Annotated in this window: 23 protein-coding genes; 10 read left to right on the plus strand and 13 right to left on the minus strand. The window is 72.7% G+C overall.

What is annotated here, in order from left to right; translation table 11 throughout:
• The first annotated feature begins 3 nt into the window (after positions 1–3).
• Positions 4–516, plus strand: coding sequence for a low molecular weight protein-tyrosine-phosphatase (locus BIV03_RS09765; RefSeq protein WP_070419277.1), 513 nt, complete (start codon positions 4–6; stop codon positions 514–516).
• The gene (purB, locus tag BIV03_RS09770) at positions 513–1,898 is read left to right on the plus strand and encodes an adenylosuccinate lyase (protein WP_071295540.1); all 1,386 of its coding nucleotides are present in this window, start codon (positions 513–515) and stop codon (positions 1,896–1,898) included. Before BIV03_RS09765 ends, purB begins: the two co-directional genes overlap by 4 nt.
• A gap of 132 nt (positions 1,899–2,030) precedes the next feature.
• On the opposite strand, the gene BIV03_RS09775 is transcribed toward purB, so the two are convergent.
• Positions 2,031–2,945, minus strand: a complete 915-nt coding sequence (locus BIV03_RS09775) for a LysR family transcriptional regulator (RefSeq protein ID WP_071295541.1) — start codon at positions 2,943–2,945, stop codon at positions 2,031–2,033.
• A 72-nt stretch (positions 2,946–3,017) separates the two neighbouring features.
• Between BIV03_RS09775 and BIV03_RS09780 the strand changes: the two genes are divergently transcribed.
• Positions 3,018–4,121 (plus strand): EamA family transporter, encoded by a 1,104-nt coding sequence (locus BIV03_RS09780; RefSeq protein ID WP_071295542.1) that lies wholly within the window; start codon positions 3,018–3,020, stop codon positions 4,119–4,121.
• Here the strand turns inward: BIV03_RS09780 and BIV03_RS09785 are convergent.
• Complete coding sequence (locus BIV03_RS09785) at positions 4,090–5,067, minus strand: epimerase (protein WP_071295543.1); 978 nt, start codon at positions 5,065–5,067, stop codon at positions 4,090–4,092. The genes BIV03_RS09780 and BIV03_RS09785 overlap by 32 nt on opposite strands.
• 1 nt (position 5,068) lies before the next feature.
• Positions 5,069–5,734 (minus strand): DUF4166 domain-containing protein, encoded by a 666-nt coding sequence (locus BIV03_RS09790; RefSeq protein ID WP_071295544.1) that lies wholly within the window; start codon positions 5,732–5,734, stop codon positions 5,069–5,071.
• A 47-nt stretch (positions 5,735–5,781) separates the two neighbouring features.
• Here BIV03_RS09790 and BIV03_RS09795 point away from each other — a divergent pair, with 47 nt between their 5' ends.
• The gene (locus BIV03_RS09795) at positions 5,782–6,702 is read left to right on the plus strand and encodes a cation diffusion facilitator family transporter (protein ID WP_071295545.1); all 921 of its coding nucleotides are present in this window, start codon (positions 5,782–5,784) and stop codon (positions 6,700–6,702) included.
• 37 nt (positions 6,703–6,739) lie between these two features.
• Here the strand turns inward: BIV03_RS09795 and BIV03_RS09800 are convergent, their stop codons facing one another.
• Together BIV03_RS09800 and BIV03_RS09805 are read right to left on the minus strand one after the other, a co-directional pair.
• Complete coding sequence (locus tag BIV03_RS09800; RefSeq protein ID WP_071295546.1) at positions 6,740–7,351, minus strand: hypothetical protein; 612 nt, start codon at positions 7,349–7,351, stop codon at positions 6,740–6,742.
• A 172-nt stretch (positions 7,352–7,523) separates the two neighbouring features.
• Positions 7,524–8,798 (minus strand): MFS transporter, encoded by a 1,275-nt coding sequence (locus BIV03_RS09805; protein ID WP_071295547.1) that lies wholly within the window; start codon positions 8,796–8,798, stop codon positions 7,524–7,526.
• A 48-nt stretch (positions 8,799–8,846) separates the two neighbouring features.
• Between BIV03_RS09805 and BIV03_RS09810 the strand changes: the two genes are divergently transcribed.
• Entirely contained in the window at positions 8,847–9,776 is a 930-nt protein-coding gene (locus tag BIV03_RS09810) for a LysR family transcriptional regulator (RefSeq protein ID WP_175475792.1), read from the plus strand.
• Between the two features lie 73 nt (positions 9,777–9,849).
• Here the strand turns inward: BIV03_RS09810 and BIV03_RS09815 are convergent, their stop codons facing one another.
• The 7 genes from BIV03_RS09815 to BIV03_RS09845 all read right to left on the minus strand — a co-directional run bounded on the left by BIV03_RS09815 (position 9,850) and on the right by BIV03_RS09845 (position 17,454).
• A complete protein-coding gene (locus tag BIV03_RS09815; protein WP_139201927.1) occupies positions 9,850–10,626 on the minus strand; it encodes a hypothetical protein in 777 nt (258 codons plus the stop codon).
• A complete protein-coding gene (locus tag BIV03_RS09820; protein WP_083403343.1) occupies positions 10,616–11,155 on the minus strand; it encodes an RNA polymerase sigma factor in 540 nt (179 codons plus the stop codon). Before BIV03_RS09820 ends, BIV03_RS09815 begins: the two co-directional genes overlap by 11 nt.
• Before the next feature lie 104 nt (positions 11,156–11,259).
• Positions 11,260–12,756 carry a DHA2 family efflux MFS transporter permease subunit gene (locus BIV03_RS09825; protein ID WP_254790843.1) on the minus strand — a complete coding sequence of 499 codons (1,497 nt, stop codon included), beginning with the start codon at positions 12,754–12,756 and terminating at the stop codon, positions 11,260–11,262.
• Positions 12,728–12,991, minus strand: a complete 264-nt coding sequence (locus BIV03_RS09830; RefSeq protein ID WP_070417166.1) for a hypothetical protein — start codon at positions 12,989–12,991, stop codon at positions 12,728–12,730. The genes BIV03_RS09825 and BIV03_RS09830 overlap by 29 nt, the downstream gene beginning before the upstream one ends.
• A complete protein-coding gene (locus BIV03_RS09835) occupies positions 12,988–13,647 on the minus strand; it encodes a hypothetical protein (protein WP_071295550.1) in 660 nt (219 codons plus the stop codon). Before BIV03_RS09835 ends, BIV03_RS09830 begins: the two co-directional genes overlap by 4 nt.
• A 100-nt stretch (positions 13,648–13,747) precedes the next feature.
• A complete protein-coding gene (locus tag BIV03_RS09840; RefSeq protein WP_071295551.1) occupies positions 13,748–15,718 on the minus strand; it encodes a DUF11 domain-containing protein in 1,971 nt (656 codons plus the stop codon).
• A 98-nt stretch (positions 15,719–15,816) separates the two neighbouring features.
• Positions 15,817–17,454, minus strand: a complete 1,638-nt coding sequence (locus BIV03_RS09845; RefSeq protein WP_071295552.1) for an alpha-amylase family glycosyl hydrolase — start codon at positions 17,452–17,454, stop codon at positions 15,817–15,819.
• 103 nt (positions 17,455–17,557) lie between these two features.
• On the opposite strand from BIV03_RS09845, the gene BIV03_RS09850 reads away from it, so the two are divergent.
• The 5 genes from BIV03_RS09850 to BIV03_RS09870 all read left to right on the plus strand — a co-directional run bounded on the left by BIV03_RS09850 (position 17,558) and on the right by BIV03_RS09870 (position 21,378).
• Positions 17,558–18,115, plus strand: a complete 558-nt coding sequence (locus tag BIV03_RS09850; RefSeq protein WP_070417170.1) for an NADPH-dependent FMN reductase — start codon at positions 17,558–17,560, stop codon at positions 18,113–18,115.
• 138 nt (positions 18,116–18,253) lie between these two features.
• Positions 18,254–18,766, plus strand: coding sequence for a MarR family winged helix-turn-helix transcriptional regulator (locus tag BIV03_RS09855; protein ID WP_070417171.1), 513 nt, complete (start codon positions 18,254–18,256; stop codon positions 18,764–18,766).
• A 92-nt stretch (positions 18,767–18,858) separates the two neighbouring features.
• Positions 18,859–19,365: a Dps family protein gene (locus BIV03_RS09860; protein WP_070417172.1), complete on the plus strand. Its 507-nt coding sequence runs from the start codon at positions 18,859–18,861 to the stop codon at positions 19,363–19,365.
• Between the two features lie 10 nt (positions 19,366–19,375).
• A complete protein-coding gene (locus BIV03_RS09865; RefSeq protein WP_071295553.1) occupies positions 19,376–20,176 on the plus strand; it encodes an SDR family NAD(P)-dependent oxidoreductase in 801 nt (266 codons plus the stop codon).
• 8 nt (positions 20,177–20,184) lie between these two features.
• The gene (locus tag BIV03_RS09870; protein WP_071295554.1) at positions 20,185–21,378 is read left to right on the plus strand and encodes an NAD(P)/FAD-dependent oxidoreductase; all 1,194 of its coding nucleotides are present in this window, start codon (positions 20,185–20,187) and stop codon (positions 21,376–21,378) included.
• Positions 21,379–21,470: 92 nt separating this feature from the next.
• On the opposite strand, the gene BIV03_RS09875 is transcribed toward BIV03_RS09870, so the two are convergent.
• A complete protein-coding gene (locus BIV03_RS09875; protein ID WP_071295555.1) occupies positions 21,471–22,550 on the minus strand; it encodes an alpha/beta fold hydrolase in 1,080 nt (359 codons plus the stop codon).
• Positions 22,551–22,635 lie beyond the last annotated feature (85 nt).

Below are 22,635 nucleotides of genomic sequence, written 5' to 3' on the forward strand. Positions count from 1 at the left end.
CCCATGACCCCGGACGCCGACGCCCCCTTCCGGGTCTCGTTCGTCTGCAGCGGCAACATCTGCCGCTCCCCCATGGCCGGCATCGTCTTCGCCCAGCTCGCGGCGGACGCCGGCATGGCCGACCGGTTCCAGGTCGAGTCCGCCGGCACCGGCGACTGGCACGTCGGCGAGCCCGCCGACGAGCGCACGATCGCAGCACTCGCAGCGCGCGGATACGATGGCAGCAGGCATCGCGCCCGTCAGTTCGATCCGGACCGGTTCCCGGACCTCGATCTGGTGGTCGCACTCGACCGCTCCCACGAACGCATCCTGCGCTCGTGGGCACCGACCATGGACGACGCCGCGAAGGTGACGCTCCTGCTGCGGTACGACGACGCCTGGCCCCAGCAGACCGACGTACCGGATCCGTACTACGCGGACCGGCACGAGTTCGACCGAGTGCTCTCGACCGTCGAACGGGCCTGCCGGGCGCTCTTCCGCCAACTCGAGCCGGCAGTCCGTCAGGGAGCCCCATGACCCCCCTTCCCCCGCAGCCGATCAGCCCGCTCGACGGGCGCTACTACCCGATCGTGCACACGGTGGGCGAGCACCTCTCCGAGGCCGGGCTCAACCGCGCGCGCATCGTGGTCGAGGTCGAGTGGCTCATCTTCCTGACCGACCACGCGATGTTCACCACGTCGCCGCTCAGCGTCGACGACAAGGCCGCGCTCCGCCGGGTCGTGGAGACCTTCGGCCAGGAGCAGATCGCCGAGCTCGCCGAGATCGAGGCCACGACGCGGCACGACGTCAAGGCGGTCGAGTACTTCGTCCGTCGTCGTCTGTCCGAGCTCGGGCTCGACGCGATCGCCGAGCTCACGCACTTCGCCGCGACGAGCGAGGACGTCAACAACCTCTCGTACGCGTTGACCGTCCGCGACACCGTCGACCAGGTGTGGCTGCCGGCCTACCGCGCCGTCGTGGCGAGGCTCCGCGAGCTCGCCGACGAGCTGAAGAGCGTCCCGATGCTCTCGCACACGCACGGGCAGCCGGCGACGCCGACGACGCTCGGCAAGGAACTCGCGGTCGTCGTCTACCGCCTCGAGCGCGTGCTGTCCCAGATCGAGGGCGGCGAGTACCTCGGCAAGTTCTCCGGCGCGACCGGCACGTTCTCGGCGCACCTCGCGGCCGACCCCGAGGCCGACTGGCCCGCACTCTCCCGCGAGTTCGTCGAGGGTCTCGGGCTCACCTGGAACCCCCTCACGACGCAGATCGAGTCGCACGACTGGCAGGCCGAGCTGTACGACCGGGTGCGCCACGCGAACCGGATCCTGCACAACCTCGCGACCGACGTGTGGACCTACATCTCGATGGGGTACTTCACGCAGATCCCGGTGGCGGGTGCCACGGGCTCGTCGACGATGCCGCACAAGATCAACCCGATCCGGTTCGAGAACGCCGAGGCGAACCTCGAGATCTCGTCGGCGCTGTTCTCCACACTGTCCGAGACGCTCGTGACGTCGCGGCTCCAGCGTGACCTCACCGACTCGACCACGCAGCGGAACATCGGCGTCGCGTTCGGGCACTCGCTGCTCGCGCTCGACAACCTGCGCCGTGGCCTGGGCGAGATCGCCGTGAACGAGGTGCGTCTCGCCGAGGACCTCGACCGCAACTGGGAGGTGCTCGCCGAGGCCATCCAGACGGTCATCCGCGCCGAGGTCACGGCCGGGCAGTCGAACATCGAGGACCCGTACGCGATGCTCAAGGAGCTCACGCGCGGGAAGCGCATCGGGCAGGCGGAGCTCGTCGCGTTCGTGAACGGCCTGGACATCTCGTCCGGCGCGAAGGCCCGGCTGACGAACCTCACCCCGGCGACCTACACGGGCCTCGCCGACGAGCTCGTCAACCACCTCGACGTGTAGCGCGCCGCGTCGCGCGCCGCGTCGCGCGTTTCGTGAGCAGAAATGGTCGGGTCCCGAGCAGGGACCCGACCATTTCTGCTCACCAAGTGCGGCCTGGAGGCGCGGGTCGGCCCCGCCGGCAGCGTCACCGCCTCAGGTGGTGACGTCCAGGGCTTCGGCGACCAGCGCCTCCAGGACCGTCCGGACCACGGGGCGGACCGCACGGTCCGGCCGGACGAGCGCCTCGATCCGCCGCCCTGCGCGGACGTCGGCGAGCTCGGCGAGGTGGAAGCGACCGGACGCCCGCGTCCCCGAGGTGTACCGCGGCACGAGCGCCACCCCGTGTCCGGCGGCGATGAGGTTCTCGATGACGGGCAGGTGGATCGTCCGGAAGCCGACGCTCGGCGGTGTGTCCGTCGCCGCCGCCATGGCCGTGAGCACCCGGTCGATCGGGTAGCCCTCCGGCACCCCGATCCAGGACTCCCCGACGACGTCGTCGATGCGGACCCGCTCGCGGGCGGCCAGCCGGTGGTCGAGCGGGAGCGCGACGTCGAGCGGCTCGCGGAGGAGCGGGACGGTCTCGAGCGCCTCCCGGCCGGCCGGTGGGGCGCCGTCCGGCCGGTGCCCGATGACGACGTCGTGGTCGGCGGCGAGGGGGCCGAACGCGTCCTCGCTGACATCGACGTCGACGAGCACCAGGTCGATGCCGGGGTGCTCGCGCATCCGGGTGAGCAGGCCGGGCAGCAGGAGTTCCGCGGCCGACGGGAACACGGCGAGGTCCACCCGCCCGGTCGCGCCGCCGAGGTGCTCCTGCCACGCCGCGTCCACCGTGGCGATCGCCGTCGCGACGCCGCTCGCCAGCCCGGCGAGCACCCGGCCGTGCTCGGTGAGCCGGACCCCGCGGCCGACCCGTTCGACGAGGGGGACGCCGACCTGGCGCTGCAGGGTCTGGAGCTGCTGCGAGACGGCGCTGGGCGTGCGGTGCGTGGCCTCGGCGACGGCGGTGACGCTCCCCCGCTCGGCGAGTTCGCGGAGGACGGCGAGGAGCTGCACGTCGAAGCCGACCATGCAGGGAGCCTACAACGTCAGTGCGGAACTCTTCGCTGGTGCTGAACGGTGCGGCTGGGTCACGATCGACCCGTGCGCACCCGTGACCGTCTCCTCGCCGTGGTCGTCGCCGTCGTGTGGGGTCTCAACTTCCCCGCGACGGCCCTCGCCCTCGAGCACTTCCCGCCGTTCCTGCTCGCCGCGCTGCGGTTCACGCTGCTCGCGGTCCCGACCGTGCTGCTCGTCCCGCGCCCGAGGATCCCGTTCGGCCGGCTCCTGCTGGTCGGCTTCGGGCTCGGCGTCCTGCAGTTCGCGTTCCTGTACCTCGGCATGGCCGCGGGGCTCCCGTCCGGGTTGGCGTCGCTCGTCCTGCAGGCGTCGGCGCCGTTCACGGTGGTGCTCGCCGGGGTGTTCCTGCGCGAGCGGCTCACCGGCCGGCAGGTGATCGGGGTCACGATCGCGGTGGCGGCGCTGGCGGCGATCGCCGTGCACCGGGCGCAGGCGGCCGCGCTGCTGCCCGTCGTGCTCGCGCTGTGCGGGGCCCTCGGGTGGGCGATCGGCAACGTCGCGACCCGTCGGGCCGGGGCGGCCAACCCGCTGCACCTGACGCTGTGGTGGTCGATCGTGCCGCCGGTGCCGATGGCCGTCCTGTCGTTCGTCGTCGAGGGGCCGTCGCGCATCGGGAACGCGCTCGGGACGGCGTTCACCGCAGAGGCGCTTCCGGCCGACCTCGGGCTGCTCTACATCGTGCTGGTGGCGACCCTCGTCGGGTACGGCATCTGGTCGCGGCTGCTGGCGGCGTACCCGTCGAGCACCGTCGCGCCGTTCTCGATGCTCGTGCCCGTGGTCGGGGTGTTCGCCTCGTGGGTGGCGTTCGGGGAGGTGCCGGACGCGGTGGAGGTCGCGGCCGGGGTCGTCGTGGTGGCCGCCGTGCTGTGGTCGTCCCGGCCCGCGCGGGCCCGCCCGGCACGGGTCCGCCCGACACGGGCCCGCCCTGCGCGGGTCCGCCCGGCGTCGTCACCGGTCGAGATCGCACCACACGCCGCGGACGCTCCGCCGAGGTCGCACGACGTGCCGCCCGCCGACGGCCGGGGCGGCAGTTCGAGCGACCTCGGCGACCCGCCCCCGCCGGCACCGGCACCGACACCGACGCCGGCGCCGGCGCTCAGCCCCGGTGCTGCCGACGCTCCGCGATGATCCCGGCGAGTGCGCCGCGCAGGTGCGGGTAGCGGAACTCGTACCCGGCCTCGACCAGGCGCGTCGGCACCACCCACCGGCTCTTCAGCACGAGCTCGGTCTCGGTCCGGATCGCGAACGACCCGAGCTCGAGCATCCACCGCCACGTCGGGATCCCGAAGCGTCGCCCGACGGCGTCCCGGATGGTGGCCATCACGGTGCGGTTGTCCGACGGGTTCGGGCTGGACACGTTGACCGCGCCGTCGATGTCCTCGTGGTCGCGGACGAAGCGGATCGCCCCGAGGACGTCCGCGATGTGCACCCAGCTGAACCGCTGCCGGCCCCGGGTGTGGCGGTTCACGTGGTACGTGCCGGCACGGAGCCGGGAGCGCGTCGGGAACCACGGGCCGTCGTACTGCGGCCCACCGAGTCCCGCCTGCGCCAGCCGGAGCAACGGCACGAGGGCGCTGCCGTCGCCGAACACGATCGCCATCCGGAGCGCCACGCGGCGGGTGCCGGGCAGGTCGACCGCGGACAGGGCGTCCTCCCACGCGGTCGCCACGGACACCGAGAACCCCTCGCCGAGTTCCCCGGTCGCCTCGTCCTGGGGCCGGTCGTCGGCGTGCCGGTAGATCGTCGCCGTCGAGGCGTTCACCCACAGCGGCGGCGGGTGCTCGCTCGTGCGGATCGCCTCGGCCAGTTCGAGCGTGGTGTCGACCCGGGAGCGGATGATCTCCGCCCGGTTCCGGCGCCCGTACCGGCAGTTGACGCTCTTGCCGGCCATGTTCACGACGAGTGCGGCCCCGTCCACGAGCTCCCGGATCCGCATGGTGTTGCCCCACACGGCGTCCCCGGTGCGGCCGATCGTGACGACCTCGTAGCCCTCGTCGCGGAAGGCGTCCTGCAGGTACTGCCCGACGAAACCGCTCGCCCCCGCGATCACGGCGCGGCCCTTGTGGTCGCTCATCTCATCCCCGTCCTGTGTCCGGCGCGATCTCGTACCGGAACGCCCCCTCGTACCGGTACAGCGTGCCGACCAGCGGGACGGAGAGCACCAGGGACACGCGCTGCTGGTCGGCATCGTCATCGAATCGTTCCACGAGCGTCACACGCGGTGCGATGCGGCTCGGGAGGCGCACCTCGCGTCCCAGCGCACGGAACGACACACGGGTGGAGACCAGGCGCAGGGCGCCAGCGTCCGGGCCGTGCGCGTCGACCTCCGCCCGGAGCATGGCGCTGACGCGCCCACGGCGACCGAGGTGGTCGACGAGCCCGTCGGGTCCGGCGGTGATGGCGTCGACCATCGTGCGGGTGCCGGAGCGGAAGCGGAAGGTGCGGTGCGCGCGGACGGCGATCCGACCCTCCTGGACCGCCCGCCCGCGACCGACGCGAGCCGGGCGGTTCTCGACCGTGAAGGGAACGTCCCGCTCCCAGACCGGGAACATGACGGCGTCGCGGGCGAACCACGCGAGCACCGGCCAGAGCCAGCGGCGGGGTGTGCCGACGACGTCGAAGACGCCCTCGCCGCGGCCGACGTGTCCGGGCGGGATCGCACCGAAGTACGTCGACAGTCGCGGGTGCAACCGGGCCAGCACGTCGGGCGGTGTGGACAGCTCGTAGGGCGACCGGGTCACGTCCCGATCCTGGCATGTCGTCGGTGCGGATCCCTACGATGATGCGCATGGGACACGACCACGGAGCAGGGCACCCGCACGGGCACGCGTCCGAGCGCGCACTGCTCATCGCGTTCTGCATCTCGGCGACGATCCTGCTGGCCGAGGTCGTCGGTGCCGTCGTGACCGGATCGCTCGCCCTGCTCGTCGACGCCGGGCACATGGTCGTCGACACCGGCGGGCTCGGCATCGGCCTCGTGGCGACGCGGCTCGCACGACGCTCGCCGACCGCGCAGCGCACGTGGGGCTTCCAGCGTGCCGAGGTGCTCGGGGCCACGGCGCAGGCGGCGATCCTGCTCGCCGTCGGCGTCTACGTGATCATCTCGGCGATCCAGCGGCTGTTCGTGCCGGCCGAGATCCACTCCGGGCCGCTGCTCGTGTTCGGGGTCATCGGCCTCGTCGGCAACCTCGTGGCGTACGCCGTGCTGCTGCGGGCCTCCGGCGAGGGGTTCACCTCGCGGGCTGCCCGGCTCGAGGTCCTCAACGACACCCTGGGCTCCGTCGCGGTCATCGCCGCCGCGGTGGTCCTCATGGTGACCGGTTGGGAGCGTGCGGACTCGGTCGCGGCGATCCTGATCGGGCTGCTCATCCTGCCGCGGGCGATCCGGCTGCTGCGCGAGACCGCCAATGTGCTGCTCGAGTCGACGCCCCCGGGGCTCGACCTCGACGACGTCCGGGGGCACATCCTCGAGCTCGACCACGTCATCGCCGTGCACGACCTGCACGCGACCCTCGTGGCGACCGGGGTGCCCAACCTGACCGCACACGTGGTGGTGGACGACGAGTGCTTCTCGACGGCGCACGCCCCGCGGATCCTCGACGAGCTGCAGCAGTGCGTGGCGGAGCACTTCGACGTCCCCGTGGAGCACTCGACGTTCCAGCTGGAGCCGGCGTCGCACCGGCGGCACGAGCACGAGGTGCACGCCTAGGCGGTGCCCGGCGCGCCACCGTCGCCCGGGGACGAGGTCAGCAGCCGCCGTCGCTCGTGGGGAACGCCGTGATCACGCGGTCGGTGGTGGCCGACACGATCACGCGGACGAACGGCTCGGCCGCGGGGCGAGACCCGTCGTCGAACCGCACGGGAGCGGCGAAGCAGACCTTGCCGTCGCCGGCGTCCTGCGGGTACCCGGTCGCCGGTGCCTCGAGGGCGGACTGCACCGCGGTGAGCATCGCGTCGTCCCAGTCCCGGGAGCCGTGGCCGGTCACGACGTCCTCCCAGTCCGCGGTGTGGCGGACGCGGATGTGCTCGTAGCCCTGGCCGGAGTTCCCGCACTGCAGCACGACCGTGCCGAGCGCATCGGTGTCGTACCGGGCCACGGTCTCGCGGGTGCTCCGGTCGCAGCGGTCGAGGACGGCGTCGCCGGGCAGGTCCGGGCCGGTGCGGGTGATCGTCACCGTGCCGTCCTTCGTCGCGTCCCCGCCGGCGGTCGCGCTCGGGACGACGCTGGCCGCCGTGCCCCCGAGCACCGGGTCGTCCGCACCGCGCTGCGCCGTCAGTGCGACGCCACCGGCCACGAGGCCGGCGGCCAGCACGGCGGCGACCCCGGTGATGACGGAACGGTTGCGCTTCTGGGACACGCGCCCAGTATGCCGGACGGGTGTCGCGCCTCCTGGACCGGCCGCGGGAGGCAGTCGAACCACGTTCCCGACATCGCGCCGCGCCCCAGCGGTGGTGCGATGTCGGAAACGTGGTTCGACGTGGCCGAACGCGCAGCATGGCCGAACGCTCAACGCGGACGCGGACCAGCGCTCAGGCCCGCGCCGCCAGGCGGGTGCCGGCGACGACGGCCAGCACGACCACGAACACGACGTACCCGAGCAGCACGGGCAGCGTCGGCAGCACGAGGAGCGCAGCCCCGACCGCCACCACCGGCACGGTCAGCCCGGCGTAGGCGATGAGGAAGGTCGCGGCGAGGACACCGCCGCGACGTTCCGGGCCGACGAGGGCGCCGGCGCTGCCGATCGACGCGCGGAACAGCAGCCCGACGCCGGCTCCCGCGACGACCCCGCCGCCGATGAACCCGGCCACCTGCAGCACCACCGCGGCACCGGCCAGGACGACCAGACCACCGACGAGCAGGACCATCCCGAGGCGGATCTGCGCCCGCTGCGACAGCCGGGCGAAGACGATCTGCGACACCGCGCTCGCGGCGAACACCCCGAACGTCGTGGCTCCGGCGGCGAGCCGGTCGGTCACGTGGAAGGTCGTCCCGAGGAAGGTCGGCGCGACCGAGGTGAAGAGTCCCTGCACCGCGAGCGCGGCGAACGCGGCGGTGCCGGCGGTCCAGAACGCTCCGGCCTGCCCCTCCGGCGCCTGCAGTCGCTGCGGGCGGTAGGGCACGGGCGACGTGGGACGGTCGACGGTCTCCGGGGCGGCGAGCACCACCACGAACGCGACGGCCAGCGCCACGACGAACACGACGTACGGCACCATGAGCGGCTGCCCGACGAACTCCGCGAGCGCTCCTCCGACGAGGGCTCCGAGCGACAGCCCGCCGAGGTTCACGACCCCCGCGACCACGCCCGCCCCGTCGGCCGACGACTGCGAGCCCGTCGCCCGGACCCGCAGCTCGCCGAGGTGCGCGGTCGCCGTCGCCGTCAGGAGCCCGACCCCGAGGCCGGTCACGAGCCGGGCGACGATGAGGCCGCTGACGTCGTTCCAGAGCAGGAAGAGCACCGCTGCGACGAGCTCGAGCGCCACCGACACGAGGATGAGCGGACGCCGTCCGTGCACGTCGCTGAGGTGTCCGGCGAGGTACAGGGACCCGACGACGCCCACGCCGTACGCCGCGAAGACCACGGTCGTCGTGAAGGTCGGGAAGCCGTCGCGTGCCTGGTAGATGACGTAGAGCGGTGCGGGCACGGTCGCGAACGCCATCACCGCGAGGAACGCGAACGCCACGGCCCAGAACCCGACGCCGTGCCGACGGCGCGTGTGCGCTCGTCGTCCACGCGGGGCGGCGACGCGCTCGCTCGCGGTGGCGACGGTCGACGACGTGGGAGCGGATGCGGTGGCGGTTGACATGCTCCGATCGTGCCGCCGAACACCCATCGAGTCCAACGGATGCTCTTGATGTCGTCCATCGACCTGATCGATACTGAGCCGGTGGAGACCCGCCTGCTCGAACAGTTCGTCACCGTCGCCGCCGAGGGCAGCGTCACCCGCGCCGCCGAACGGCTCTGGGCGGCGCAGTCCACGGTGTCCGCGGGGATCGCGTCACTCGAGCGGAGCTTCGGGGTCCGGCTGTTCGACCGCACCGGACGGCACCTCGTGCTGACGACCGCTGGCGAGGACCTGCTCCCCCACGCCCGCGCCGTGCTGGAGTCCCTCGACCGGATGCACGACCTCGCGACCGTCGACGACGCCGACCTGCGGGGACGGGTCCGGCTCGGCATCTTCACGAGCATGGACATCGTCGACCTCACGGGCGTGCTGCGACGGTTCCGGCAGCGGCACCCGCTGGTCGCGGTGGAGCTCATGACCTCGCCCTCCGGGACGACCGGGCTCGTGCAGGACCTGGTCGCCGGGCGGCTCGACATCGCCTACACGGGCCTCCCGGCGGTCCCGGCCGGGGTCGAGATGGCGCCGCTCCGGGAGATGCCGTTCCGGGTCTTCACCGCCGCCGACCACCGGTTCGCCGGTCGTCGTTCGGTCTCGCTCGCGGAGCTCGCCGACGAGCCGTTCATCGACACCGCGCAGGGCTTCGGCAACCGGATCATCCTCGACACCGCGCTGGAGCGGCTCGGGATCCGGCGGCGGATCGTCGCGGAGATGAACGACATGCCCGCAGTGATCCGGTTCGCGTCGGCCGGCCTCGGCGTCGGCGTCGTCCCGGACTCCGGGGTGCGCCACGACGGTGCGGTGCTCGAACTCGAGGACGAGGTCGCCCCCCTGCGCATCGGACTCGCGATGCGGACGAGTCCGGAGCCGAACCGAGCGGTGCGCGCGCTGGCGCGCGACATCGTGGCGGCGCGCGTCGACGTCGCTGCGCAGCCGGGCTGAGCGGCCGGATCCCGGTCGTACCCCACCGACGGACTGGAGGCGCGGGTCGTCCCCGCCACGCGCCTCCAGGCCGTCAGTCCCCCCAGATCTCCCCGACGATCGCACCCAGCAGGTTGTCGGTCGGGAAGTTGGCCTGGTCGATCTCCAACCAGGTGTCGCCGCGGACGTAGCGGGTTCTGCTCCAGTCCGTGCCGTACTGCGGATCGGGCCTGGTCTGCCGGCAGATCCGGATGCCGTCGGACTCCTCGCACGTCGGCGACCACCCCTCGTAGTAGCTGCGCTCTCCGTTCGCGAGCTCCTCCGGCGTGCCGTGGCCCATCGTCACGGCGAGCCCCGTGATGTCCGCAGCCGGATCACGCCACAGGCAGTACAGGTCGGTCTCCGGCAGTCCCGAGCCGGTATCCACCACCGGCGGAGGCGTCGCTTCAGCGGGCAGCCCTTCCGCGACCGGGAGCACCCGCTGCAAGGGGACGTCGCCGAAGAAACGGTCGTAGTCGGACGCCGGGACGAGTGCACGGCAGTCGGTCGGGATCGTCGCTGCTGTGTTGACCGGGGTCGGGCGCGGTGTCGGGCGCTGGGTGATCGGCGCGGACGTCGGGGTCGTCGCGGAGGGCGACGGCTCCGGCTGCTGCGTCCAGGTGGGTGCGGCGACGGGCGTCTCCTGCTGGGACAGCGACAGGGCCACGGCACCGGTCGCGGTCCCGATCGCCAGCAGGCCGATGACGCCGAGCGCGATGCCCGGGCGGAACCGACGCCGCTTCGGACGGGGGGTGGCACGTTCGAGGACGTTCTGCTTCATCGAGACGAGCATGCGTTGCAGGTCGTCTCCCTCGGGGGGCTCAGTGTTCATCGTGCATCACCACCTTCTTGAGTCGGCGTCGGGAGCGGGAGACCCGCTGGGTGACCGCACCGACGCTGAGGCCCAGCATCTCGGCGGCCTCGGCGTAGGAGTGCCCCTCGAGGAGGCACAGTTCGCAGATGCGTCGGTCGGTCTCGGGGAGCGCGGCGATCTCGTCGCGGACCCAGCGGAGGCGCTCACGGGCCTCGGCGTGGTCCTCGGGTGCGGCGAGCTGCTCCGGGAGCTCGTCGGCGCGACGGCGGGCCTGCTTCCGGCCGGTGTTGAACGCGTGGTTCCGGCAGACGACGAGCAGCCACGGGAGCATCGTGTCCGCGGGGAGCTCGAGGGTCTCGGCACGCTGCCAGAGCGTCAGGAAGGCGTCCTGCACGATCTCCTCGACGTCCTGGCGGTCATCGACGAGTGCCCAGGCGTAGCGGGTGAGGGTCGCGGCGTACCGGTCGAACGCCCGGGCGAGCGCGCTCTTGTCGCCCCGTGCCATCGCACGGACGATCGCCTCGTCCGTGTCGGTGCCGGTCGTCACGTCCACATCCCACCTCCTTCACTCCAGAGGTGTCGGCTGCACGCGCGATCGTGACAGGACCGTGGCGAAAACGTGATCCCGGGCGTGTCGGTCGCCCGAGCGGGTCAGGCGTCGAGCAGGTGCGCGATGCCGGCGACCGAGCGCTTCGCCGCAGCCGAGGTCGACAGGTACCCGACGAGGACGATCCCCGCTCCGATCCCGACGACGATCCACCACATCGCGTGCGTGGCCACCGCGAACCCGGCGCCGACGGTCGCGACCGCACTCGCGCCGGTCACGGTGCCGGCGAGTGCGACCCCGAGCGACACCCCGGTCTGCCGGCTCGTGGACGCGACGGCCGCAGCGGACCCGGACTGCGCGCGGGGCATGCCCGAGACGGCCGTGTTCGTGATCGGCGCGTTCACCATGCCGAACCCGAACCCGAACAGCACGAAGGCGACGACGAGCACCCACATCGGTGTCGTGGCGTCGATCGTCGTGAGGATCGCCCCGGCGCCGCCGACGCCGATGCCGGCGAGGACGAGCGGGACCCGGGTGCCGATCGAGCCGACGAGCCGCCCGGACAGCGGCGAGACGAGCATCGTCGCGACCGCCGCGGGCAGCGTCCACAGGCCGGCCTGGAACGGCGACATGCCCCGGACCTCCTGCAGGTAGAGCGCGTTGAGGAAGAGGAACGCCCCGTTGGCGCCGAACGCGCCGATCGCGGTGACGACCGCGGCCGAGAACGGGATGCTCCGGAAGAACCGGACGTCGATGAGCGGTTCGCGGCGACGGCGCTCGACGGCGACGAGCACGACGAGGGACGCCGCGGCGAGGACGAACAGCCCGAGAGCGGCCGGTGACGTCCAGCCGAGCCGCGGCCCCTCGATGAGCCCGCCGACGAGCGTCGCCAGGAGCACGATGACGAGCACCTGGCCGACGGGGTCGAGCCGTCGGGGCTTCGGCGACTTCGACTCGGGGACGAACAGGAACGTCAGCACGATCGCCGCGATGCCGATCGGCACGTTGATCCAGAAGATCGCGCGCCAGCCGACGGTGTCGGTCAGCGCGCCGCCGACCAGCGGACCGAGCCCCATCGACACACCGACGACGGCACCCCAGACGCCGACGGCACGGGCACGCTCCTTCGCGTCGTCGAAGGTGGCCGTGATGATCGACATCGCGACCGGGTTCATCATCGAACCGCCCACCGCCTGGACCATGCGGAAGACGACGAGCCAGCCCACCCCGGGCGCGAGCGAGCAGAGCAGCGATCCGACCGTGAAGAGCGCGAGCCCGATCTGGAAGGTGGCGCGGCGGCCGATGCGGTCGGCGGTGGAGCCGGAGAGCAGCAGCAGGCTGGCGAGGACGAGCGTGTAGGCGTCGATCGTCCACTGCAGCCCGGAGATCGAGCTGCCGAGTTCCCGCCCGATCGAGGGCAGTGCGACGTTCACCACGGTGGCGTCCATCGAGACGATGAAGAGGCTCATGCAGCAGACCGCGAGGATGAGGTACCGGTGCCGGTACCGCTGCGGCAGGCCCGGGTCGCCCTGGAAGGGCCGCCGTGACGGCACCGCGGGGGCGGTCTCCGACTCAGTGGAAGTCGTTGCCGTCTCCTTCACCCGGGGTCTTGTGACCACCGAGCATGTCGTTGTCGTCCTGGTCGCTCGTCGACGCGAGCTGCAGCATCGCGAGGACGACCACGACGACGATGAACGCGATGCCGAGGAAGATCGCGGCGAGCTGGAGCTCACGCGTGGCGAGCAGCACGACGAGCCCGGTGAAGACCGCGACGATCGCGGAGATCCCGAGGAGCTCGACCGGGCGCAGGCGGTCGCGACGGCTGGGGGTGGTCATGCGTGTGGTGCTCCGTCCGGGGTTGCGGCCGGGGCCGCCGTTCCCCACTTGTGCGAGAGGCCGGCGATCACGTGGAAGACCGCGGTGATGGCGAGGTAGGCGCCGAGCAGGCCGACGAGGACGATCGAGGCGTCCAGCGTGCCGGTGACCCGCTCGACACCGCCGAGCTCCTGCGAGTAGTCGGGCGGCGTCACCAGGAAGGCGACGGCGAGCAGCAGCGTCAGGCCGCCGACGGTCGTCCAGTCGCGCGCGAACGGCGAACGCCCACGGGCGCGGAGCCCCTGCGTGAGCTCGAGCGCCCCCGTGAGGACGGCGAAGGCGACGACGACCGCGATGAACGCCGGCAGGCCGAGGCCGTTGCACGCGAACGCGGCGCCCGCGGCGACGAGGGTGATCACCGCCTGCAGGAGGGTCGTCCGGCGCGACCGTCCGTCCGCAGGGAGCCGCGTCGTGCCCGCGAGCAGCAGCACGAGTCCGTCCGCCGCCGCGAACCCACCGAACAGCAGCAGGCCGTAGCCCGCCGCGTGGTTGGACGAGAAGGTGATGACGATGGCCACGATCGCGGCTGGCACGGCCCGGAGGACGGGGATCGGCCAGTACCGCGCGCGCTGGCCGGAGTCGTCCACGGAGTCGGACACGAGACCTCTTTCGGGCATGCGGATCGTGGTTCGATCCTACCGCCGCACGGTGCAGCGGCCGACCGCGCGGGGCGATCGGCCGCTGAGGATGCTCGAACCAGCAGGCGTCAGCGAGGGGTCAGCGGGGCGTCGACCCGACCTCGTCCTCCGCCGCACGTCGGCGCGCACGCCGCCGCGCGAGCCACCAGCACGTCGCCCCGGCCGCCACACCGACGGCGGCCACCGCCGCGACCACGCCGAGGTCCTCCGTGCCGGTGTAGGCGAGCGCTCCGGTCCGGGCCGGCCCGGCGTCCCCGCCGTCTCCACCGTTCCCGACGGGACGGGCCCCGCGGTCGTCGGGCGCCCGGTCGCGCGGACCCGTGTCAGCGTCCCCGCCGTCACCCGGCCCGTCGGGGCCGCCGTCGCCGCCGTCACCACCGCCGTCGCCGCCGAGGACCACCACGATCCCGACGCCCGGCGAGGGGTCGCCGCCGTCCGGATCGCTCGGCGACGTCGCGGTCGCGACGTTCACCACGTCCGACCCGTCCCCGGAGTACGCCGGGTCGAGCTGCGCCCGGATCCGGAACGACACGGTCTCCCCCGCGGCGAGCGCGGCACCGGAGCGGCAGGTCACGTCCTGCCCCTCGGCCGTGCAGTCGTCCGGCGACCCGACGAACCGCATCGCGCTCGGCAGCTCGTCGACCGCCCCGACGTCCTCGGCGGTGCCCGGGCCCCGGTTGCGGGCGGTGATCGTGTACTCGACCTCGTCACCGGGCTCGACCGCGGTCGAGGGGGACACGGACTTGTCCGTCTCGACGTGCGCGTCCACCCGGGCGGCGACCGTTGTGCTCGCCGCCGAGGTGTTGTCGTCCTCGTTCGTGTCGGCCGTCCGGGGCGCCGGTCGGACCGTGGCGACGCTCTCGAGCGTGCCCTCGGCGTCGTCGGCGGTGCGGCCGCGGATCGTCACCGTGGCCGTCCCGTCGCGCGGCAGGCCGAGATCGGTGGCGACGTCGCCGGTGCCCGATTCGGTCCCGCACGACGACCCAGCGGCCGCCGAGCAGGTCCACGTGACGTCGCGCAGGGTGTCGGGCACGTCGACCTCGAGCGCGCTCGGGTCCGACGCGTTCACGCCGGCGTTCCGTGCGGTCACCGTGTACTCGACGTCGGCACCCGCCGGGACGCTCGGCGCGAGGTCGTGCGTGACGGCGACGTCCGTCGGCGTCCAGACGCGCAGGGCGTCGACCTCGTGCACGTTGACGTGGCTGCCCGTCGCCCCCGCGAACCCGAGGCGGAGCGTGCTCGGCAGCGGTGCCTGGCCGTCGCCGTGCAGGGGGACCCGGTCGAGCACGGTCCGCATCCGGTCCCCGTCCTGCAGCCGGACGGTGACCGCGAGTTCCCCGGCGTCCCCGGGGAGCAGGGTCACGCGGACCTTCCGGAGCGTCGCCCCGGCGGTCTCCGTGCCACCGGGAGCGGGGGCAGCGCCGACCCAGCGGTAGCCGAGCACCCCGTCGCCGGAGCCGCGGATCGACACGGTGTCCGGCCGCGCCCCGGGACCGGAGTAGTTGATCGGCGTCGAGAAGTTGCCGTAGTGGTCGACCGCGATGCCCGCGAAGCCGCCGGGCACCCCGGGCAGGTCGCAGGAGAGGCCACCGCCCTGGGACGTCTCGCGTCGGCAGGCGTACCCGAGCCCGGCCCCGAACGACCCGACGCCCTGCTCGGCGGCGCCGTCCGCGAGGAACAGCAGCAGGCCGTCGGCACCCGGGTCGTCCACGTCGCGGTACATCGCGTAGCTGAACTCGATCTCGAGCCCGAGGTCGGACGGGAACGTGTCCTGCATCGACCACGCCCCCGCCTGGTCCTTGACGTCGTCGGTCAGCCGGAGCCGACCGTCGACGATCGCCGCGTCGCCGTGCAGGGCGCCGCCGGCAGCGGTGGCGAACTGGTTCTCGTAGGGGAAGGCGAGCTCGTCGGCCGAGGAGGCCGACGGCACGAGGCCGGGTGCCGCGAGGACACCGAGCGCGGTCAGGACGGACGCGACGGCCGCGACGCGGCGGAGCCGGCGTGACCTGGCGGGCGGTCGACCGCCCGGCGGGGTGTTGGGAGCTGTCATGCCCCGATCGTCGCGACCGGAGGGTCCCCGTCAGGCGGGCGTCGGCCGATCTGTGGAACGCGTCCCCGCGCCTCCTGGCTGTGGAGGAAGAGTCCGGCTCAACGCAGCCAGACGGTGGTCTCCCCGGGGAGCACCCCGTCGCCGAGCGGACCGGACGAGACGACGACCTCGCCGGCGGGCAGCTCCACCGGCTCGGTCCCGAAGTTCGTGACGGAACGCCACCCGTCGTGCCGCGCGAACGCCACGACCCCGTCCGGCGCCTCGATCCACGCGAGGTCCTCGCCCCGCTGCAGGTCCCGTCGGGCGGCGGTCGCCGCGCGGTACAGGGAGAGGGTCGACCCGGGGTCGCCGTCCTCCGCCTCGACCGAGGACGCCCCGAAGTCGGCCGGCTGCGGCAGGTGCGGTGCGACCACCCCGAACCCGAACGACGGCCCGGACGTGGTCCACGGGATCGGCACGCGACACCCGTCCCGCCCCTTCACGGTGTGCCCGGTGCGGATCCACTTCGGATCTTGCAGCGCCTCGTGCGGGATCGCCGCGGCCTCCTGCAGCCCGAGCTCCTCGCCCTGGTAGACGTACGACGAACCGGGCAGCGCCAGCATCAGCAGCGTCGCCGCCCGCGCCCGCCGGAGCCCCCGTGCACGATCGAGCGACGGTGTCGTGCCGTCGGTCATGAGCCACGCGTCGGTGTCCGTGCCGTCCGGCAGGCCGTACCGGGTCGCGTGCCGGACGACGTCGTGGTTCGACAGCACCCACGTGCTCGACGCGCCGGACTGCGCCGACGCCGACAGGTTCCGGTCGATGATGCCCCGGAACGCCGCGTCGTCGAACGGCGCCTCGAGCAGGTCGAAGTTGAAGGCCTGCCCGAGCTCGGTCGGCCGGGCGTAGAGCACGCGGCGCGGCGCGGGCGCCCAGGCCTCCGCCACGGCGGCTCGCGGCGGGTCGTACTCGTCGAGCACCCGGCGCCACGCCGCGAAGATCTCGTGCACCTCGTCGCGGTCGTAGAGCGGGTCGGAGCCGTCCAGCGGCAGGTGGTGCTCGTCGGACGGACGGTACGGGGTCGACAGGTCCTTCGCCAGGCCGTGCGCGACGTCCACCCGGAAGCCGTCGACCCCGCGGTCGGACCAGAAGCGCAGCGTGTCCTCGAAGTCGGCACGGACCTCCGGGTTCGACCAGTCGAGGTCCGGCTGCTCGGGCGCGAACAGGTGCAGGTACCACTGGCCGTCGGGCACGCGGGTCCAGGCGCTGCCGCCGAAGTTCGACACCCAGTCGCTCGGCGGGAGCGACCCGTCGGCACCGGCACCGTCCCGGAACACGTACCGAGCGCGCTCGGGCGAACCGGGGCCCGCGGCGAGCGCGGCACGGAACCACGCGTGCTCGTCCGAGGTGTGGTTCGGGACGATGTCCGCGATCAGCCGGATGTCGTGCTCGTGGAGCGCACGGACCAGTGCGTCGAAGTCGTCGAGCGTGCCCAGGCGATCGTCGACGTCCCGGTAGTCGGCGACGTCGTAGCCCCCGTCCGCCAGTGGGGAGGGGAAGAACGGCGACAGCCAGACCGCGTCGACGCCGAGCGACGCCAGGTAGGGCACGCGACTCGTCACGCCCCCGAGGTCGCCGAGCCCGTCGGCGTCCGTGTCCGCGAAGCTCCGCGGGTAGACCTGGTAGACGACGGCGTTCCGCCACCAGTCCGGGTCGGTCGTGCGGGGCGTGCTGGCCGGCGTCCGAAGCGTGCTCACGTCGCCAACGTACCGACGATCCACCGGACCGGGAATAGGGGTCCACGCGCACGCATTGGTTGTCGATGACACCTTTCCGTCACAGAACCAGTAAGGATCCCCGATGACGAACGTCCTCGCCCTCGTCGGCAGCCTCCGCGCCGAGTCCATCAACCGCAAGCTCGCCGAGGCGGCTGCGCACCACGCCCCGGAGGGCATCGAGCTGTCGACCTTCGACGGCATCGTCGACCTGCCCTTCTACAACGAGGACATCGACGGCGACACCCCGCCCGCCTCGGCCGTCGCCTTCCGCGACGCGGTCGCCGCCGCCGACGCCGTCCTGCTCGTCACCCCCGAGTACAACGGCACCATCCCGGCCGTCCTGAAGAACGCGCTGGACTGGGGTTCGCGTCCGTTCGGCGCCTCGCCGCTGTCCGGCAAGCCGCTCGCCGTCATCGGCTCGGCCTTCGGCCAGTTCGGCGGCGTCTGGGCGCACGACGACGCCCGCAAGGTCGCCGGGATCGCCGGCGCGAAGGTCCTCGAGGACGTGAAGGTCGCCATCCCGCAGTCGGTGGTCCGGTTCGCCGAGACCCACCCGCGCGAGGACGCCGAGGTCACCACGCTCGTCCAGGGCGCCCTCACCGCGCTCGCCGAGGCGACCGAGGAGCAGGCCGCAGCCTGACGACGTCACGTACGTGACGACGGACGGGAGGCGCGGTGCCGGCCCGCACCGCGCCTCCCGTCCGTCCACGGGTGCGGGAGACCGCATCCCGTGAGATCCCTAGACGCTCTAGCAACGAGACGGGCTACCCTGAACGCCATGTCCACGCAGGAGATCACGGAAGCGTCCGGGTACTGGTTCCCCGATGACGACGCGACCCAGCGGGGCGTCACCGTCCTGAACGCCCTCCGCCGGTACCGCGCCGCCGAGACCGCGATGCGTCGACGCACCCGCGACTCGATGGGCATGGGCGAGACCGACCTGCTCGCGGTGCGCTTCCTGCTGCAGGCGCAGCGCGCCGGGCGGACCGTGAAGCCGAAGGACCTGGCGGCGTACCTCAAGATCTCGTCGGCCTCGACGACGATCCTCATCGACCGCCTCGTGAAGTCGAACCACGTCCGCCGCGACCCGCACCCGACCGACCGCCGCGCGCTCGTGATCACCCCGACCACCGAGACCGACGAAGAGGTCCGTGCGACCCTCGGCATCATGCACCGTCGGATGATGGGCATCGCCGAGGGACTCTCCCCCGAGGACGCCCGCGTCGTCGCCGTGTTCCTCGAGCAGATGCGCTCCGCCGTCGACCAGGTCGACCCCGCCGTCACGCACTGATCGGACCACGGGGGACGCGTCCTCTGAGCGGACGTCCTGCCGCACCGCGTAGACCGGTCTGGTACCGGTCACCAACGCGGAAGGAACCGATCATGCACGCATCGGACAAGCTCGCCAAGAACCTCCAGGCGGTCCTCGTGGACCTCATCGACCTGCACCTGCAGGGCAAGCAGGCCCACTGGAACATCCTCGGGACCAACTTCCGAGACCTCCACCTCCAGCTCGACGAGATCGTCGACGCCGCACGTGAGTTCGCCGACGACACCGCCGAGCGCATGCGCGCCCTGTACGCGGTCCCGGACGGCCGCTCGAGCACCGTCGCGGCGTCGAGCCACCTCGACCAGTTCCCCGAGGGCGAGATCACCACGCACGACGCCATCGACCAGGTGACGCTCCGCCTCTACCAGGCGACCGGCACCATGCGCGACGTCCACGACGAGGTCGACGAGGAAGACCCGACGACGGCCGACCTGCTGCACGGCTTCATCGAGCGCCTCGAGCAGCTCGCGTGGATGGTCTCGGCCGAGAACCGCGCACCGAGCACACCGCTCGCCTCGGCCACCACGCCCGCGGTCGCGGACGCCTCGGCGCACGCGTAGCGGCCACCAGGTGGACCTCGGGATCCAGGGCAAGACCGCCCTGGTCTTCGGCGCGGACTCCGGCATCGGCTGGAACACGGCTCGCATCCTCCTCGCGGAGGGTGCGACCGTGGTCGTGTCGGACCTCGACCAGTCGCAGCTCGACAACAGCGCCGACCAGCTCGAGGCGCCGTACGGCAGGCTGCACGCCTTCGCCGCGGACGTCACGAGCGCCGCGAGCCTGGCCGACCTGCACACCAGGGTGCGCGACGCCGTCGGCGAGATCGACATCCTCGTGCAGTCCTCCGGCGTCACGGGCGCCCAGGGCCTGTTCCACGAGATCGACGAACAGGGATGGCTCGACACCATCGACGTCGACCTGATGGGGCCGGTGCGGATCACGCGTGAGTTCATCGGCGACCTGCGCCAGGGCGGCTGGGGTCGCATCGTCTACCTCGTGTCCGAGGACGCGTCGCAGCCGTACGACGACGAGCTCCCCTACTGTGCGGCCAAGGCCGGGGTGCTGTCCTTCGCGAAGGGCCTCTCCCGCACCTACGCGACGGAGGGCCTGCTCGTGAACACCGTGTCGCCGGCGTTCATCCACACGCCGATGACCGACGCGATGATGAAGAAGCGTGCCGAGGAGACCGGCCAGACCTTCGACGAGGCGATCGCGTCGTTCCTCGACGACGAGCGCCCGTACATGGAGCTGCAGCGTCGCGGCGAGCCGGAGGAGGTCGCGAACGTCATCGCGTTCCTCTGCTCCGACCTCGCCAGCTTCGTGAACGGCTCGAACTACCGGGTCGACTCCGGCTCGGTCGCAACGATCTAGGAGACGCCATGACCGACTTCCGCTACCTCGTCGTCGGCGGCGGGATGGTCGCCGACGCCGCTGCCCGCGGTGTCCGCGAACTCGATGCCGACGGCTCGATCGGCATCATCAGCGAGGACGTCGACCGGCCGTACGCCCGGCCGGCGCTCTCGAAGAAGCTGTGGACCGACCCGGACTTCAGCTGGGACGAGAAGGTCGACCTGCACACCGAGGAGACCGGCGCGACGTTCGTGCTCGGCACCGCGGTGACGGCGATCGACCGCGCGGCGAAGACCGTCACGACCTCGGACGGGCACACCCACGGCTACGAGCGACTGCTCCTCGCGACCGGCGGCAAGCCCCGCGGGCTCCCCGGGCTGTCGCCGTCCGACCGGGTGCTCGACTACCGGAGCGCCACCGACTACCGACGCCTCCGCGAGCTCGCCGACGCCGGGGCCCACGTGGCCGTCGTCGGTGGCGGGTACATCGGCACCGAGATCGCGGCCGGCGTCGTGCAGAACGGCGCCCGGGTGACGCTCGTCGACCCGGACGAGGTCGTCGGCGGCCGGATGTTCCCGGAGGACCTCGCCCGGGCGTTCCAGCAGCGCTTCGTCGACCACGGCGTGGAGCTCCGCCTTGGGCGCCGGGTGGACCACGGGTCCGAGCACGCGGGTGGCGTCACGCTGACCCTCGACGACGGGTCCGAGGTGACCGCCGACGCGGTCGTGGTCGGACTCGGCATCGAACCGGCGACCCGGCTCGCCGCCGACGCCGGGCTCACCGTCCGGGACGGCATCGTCGTCTCCTCGACGCTCCTCACCGACGACGACTCGGTGTTCGCCGCCGGCGACGTCGCCGAGTACCCCGACCGGATCCTCGGCACGCGCCGGGTCGAGCACGTCGACAACGCGCAGCAGCAGGGCCGGCAGGCGGGGCGCAACCTCGCCGACGCCGACGAGACCTACGACCACACGCCGATGTTCTACTCCGACGTCTTCGACATGGGGTACGAGGCGGTCGGGCAGGTCACCACGAAGCTGCGCACCGTCGAGGACTGGCAGGACCCGACGGTCACCGGCGTCGTGTACTACCTCGACGACGACGACCTCGTGCGCGGCGTCCTGCTCTGGAACGTCTGGGACAAGACCGACGAGGCCCGCAAGGTCCTCGCCGAGGCCCACGCGCTCACGCCGGACATGCTGATCGGGCGCATCACGCCGTAGCGTCGCGTCCACCCTGGAGGCGCGGTGCCGGCTGACGAGACCGGCACCGCGCCTCCTGTGGGTCGCGTCCGTCCGCGGGCCGGTCCGCGGGATCAGCCCGCCTCGCGGGTCTCCGGAGCCACCTCGTCGACGATCTCGCGGCGATCCGCCGGGTCGACCGGCAGGTCGTCGCCGTCCGCCATGGCGACCGCGTGCGCGGACTTCGCCGCCTCGAGCGTCTCGTCGTCGTTCTTCGCCATGCCGAGCAGTTCGACGAAGCGCGACTTGACGAGCATCCAGGCTTCGCGCGGGCCGAGCCGCGACAGGTCCGACGCCGTCGAGTCGTCGCGGACGCGCTGCAGCGAGGACACGCCGCGGTCGGGGAGCCGGCCGGCGACGTGGTCCACCGCGAGCCGCGCAACCGCGTCCGCCTGTGCGTGCATCACCGAGTGCGCGCCGTCGACGACCTCACGCAGCACCGCGTACGGGAACACCCGGGCGAGCCGACGCACCCAGTCCCGCGGGACCATCGCGTCGTGCTCGCCGCGCACGATGAGCGTCCGTGCCTGCACGTGGGCGGCGCGCTCCTCGATCGGGAAGGCGATCATCCGCGGCAGCACCTTCGAGAACCAGTGCCAGCCGCACAGGGCGTACGCCGTGATGCCGTGCCAGCGGACGGCCGCCGGCTCGTGCAGCGTGGACCGGAGGAACCGGAACGCCGACTGCCGGACCGTGCGCGCGTGCGAGTCGACCACCGGGCTGATGAGCACCAGGTCGGAGATGTCCGGACGACGCGCTGCCACCTCGGTCACGACCTGGGTGCCCATCGAGTGGCCGACGAGGACCGGGTCGACGAGCCGGAGGTCGTCGATGACCTTCTCGACCGCGTCGGCGTACCGCTCGATCGAGACCTTCCCGCGGAAGCGCGGGACACCGGCGAACCCGGGCAGGTCGAGGGCGTGCACGGGGCCGTTCTCGTTGAGGTGCGGGGCGAGCCGCTCGTAGTAGGTGGCGGCGATGCCGAGCCCCGCGACGAGCAGGAAGGCGCGGTCGCCGGGTTCACCGACGGAGCTGACGCGCACGTACGTGCTGTCGACCGCGACCCGGTCGACCTCGACCGTGACGTCGGCGTTCTCGGCCTCGCCCAGTCGCTTCGCGGGGTCCGGTGTCGCGTCCGTGTGCTCGTCGTCCACTTCGGTCTCCTCGGGTCGGGCGTCGCTCCTCGGTTCGGGCGATCGCCCACGATACCCGCGGCGCCGCCGATCCCGCCGTCGGCGC

Origin of the sequence: Curtobacterium sp. MCBA15_016 (assembly GCF_001865105.1) — a bacterium.
Lineage (GTDB): Bacteria > Actinomycetota > Actinomycetes > Actinomycetales > Microbacteriaceae > Curtobacterium.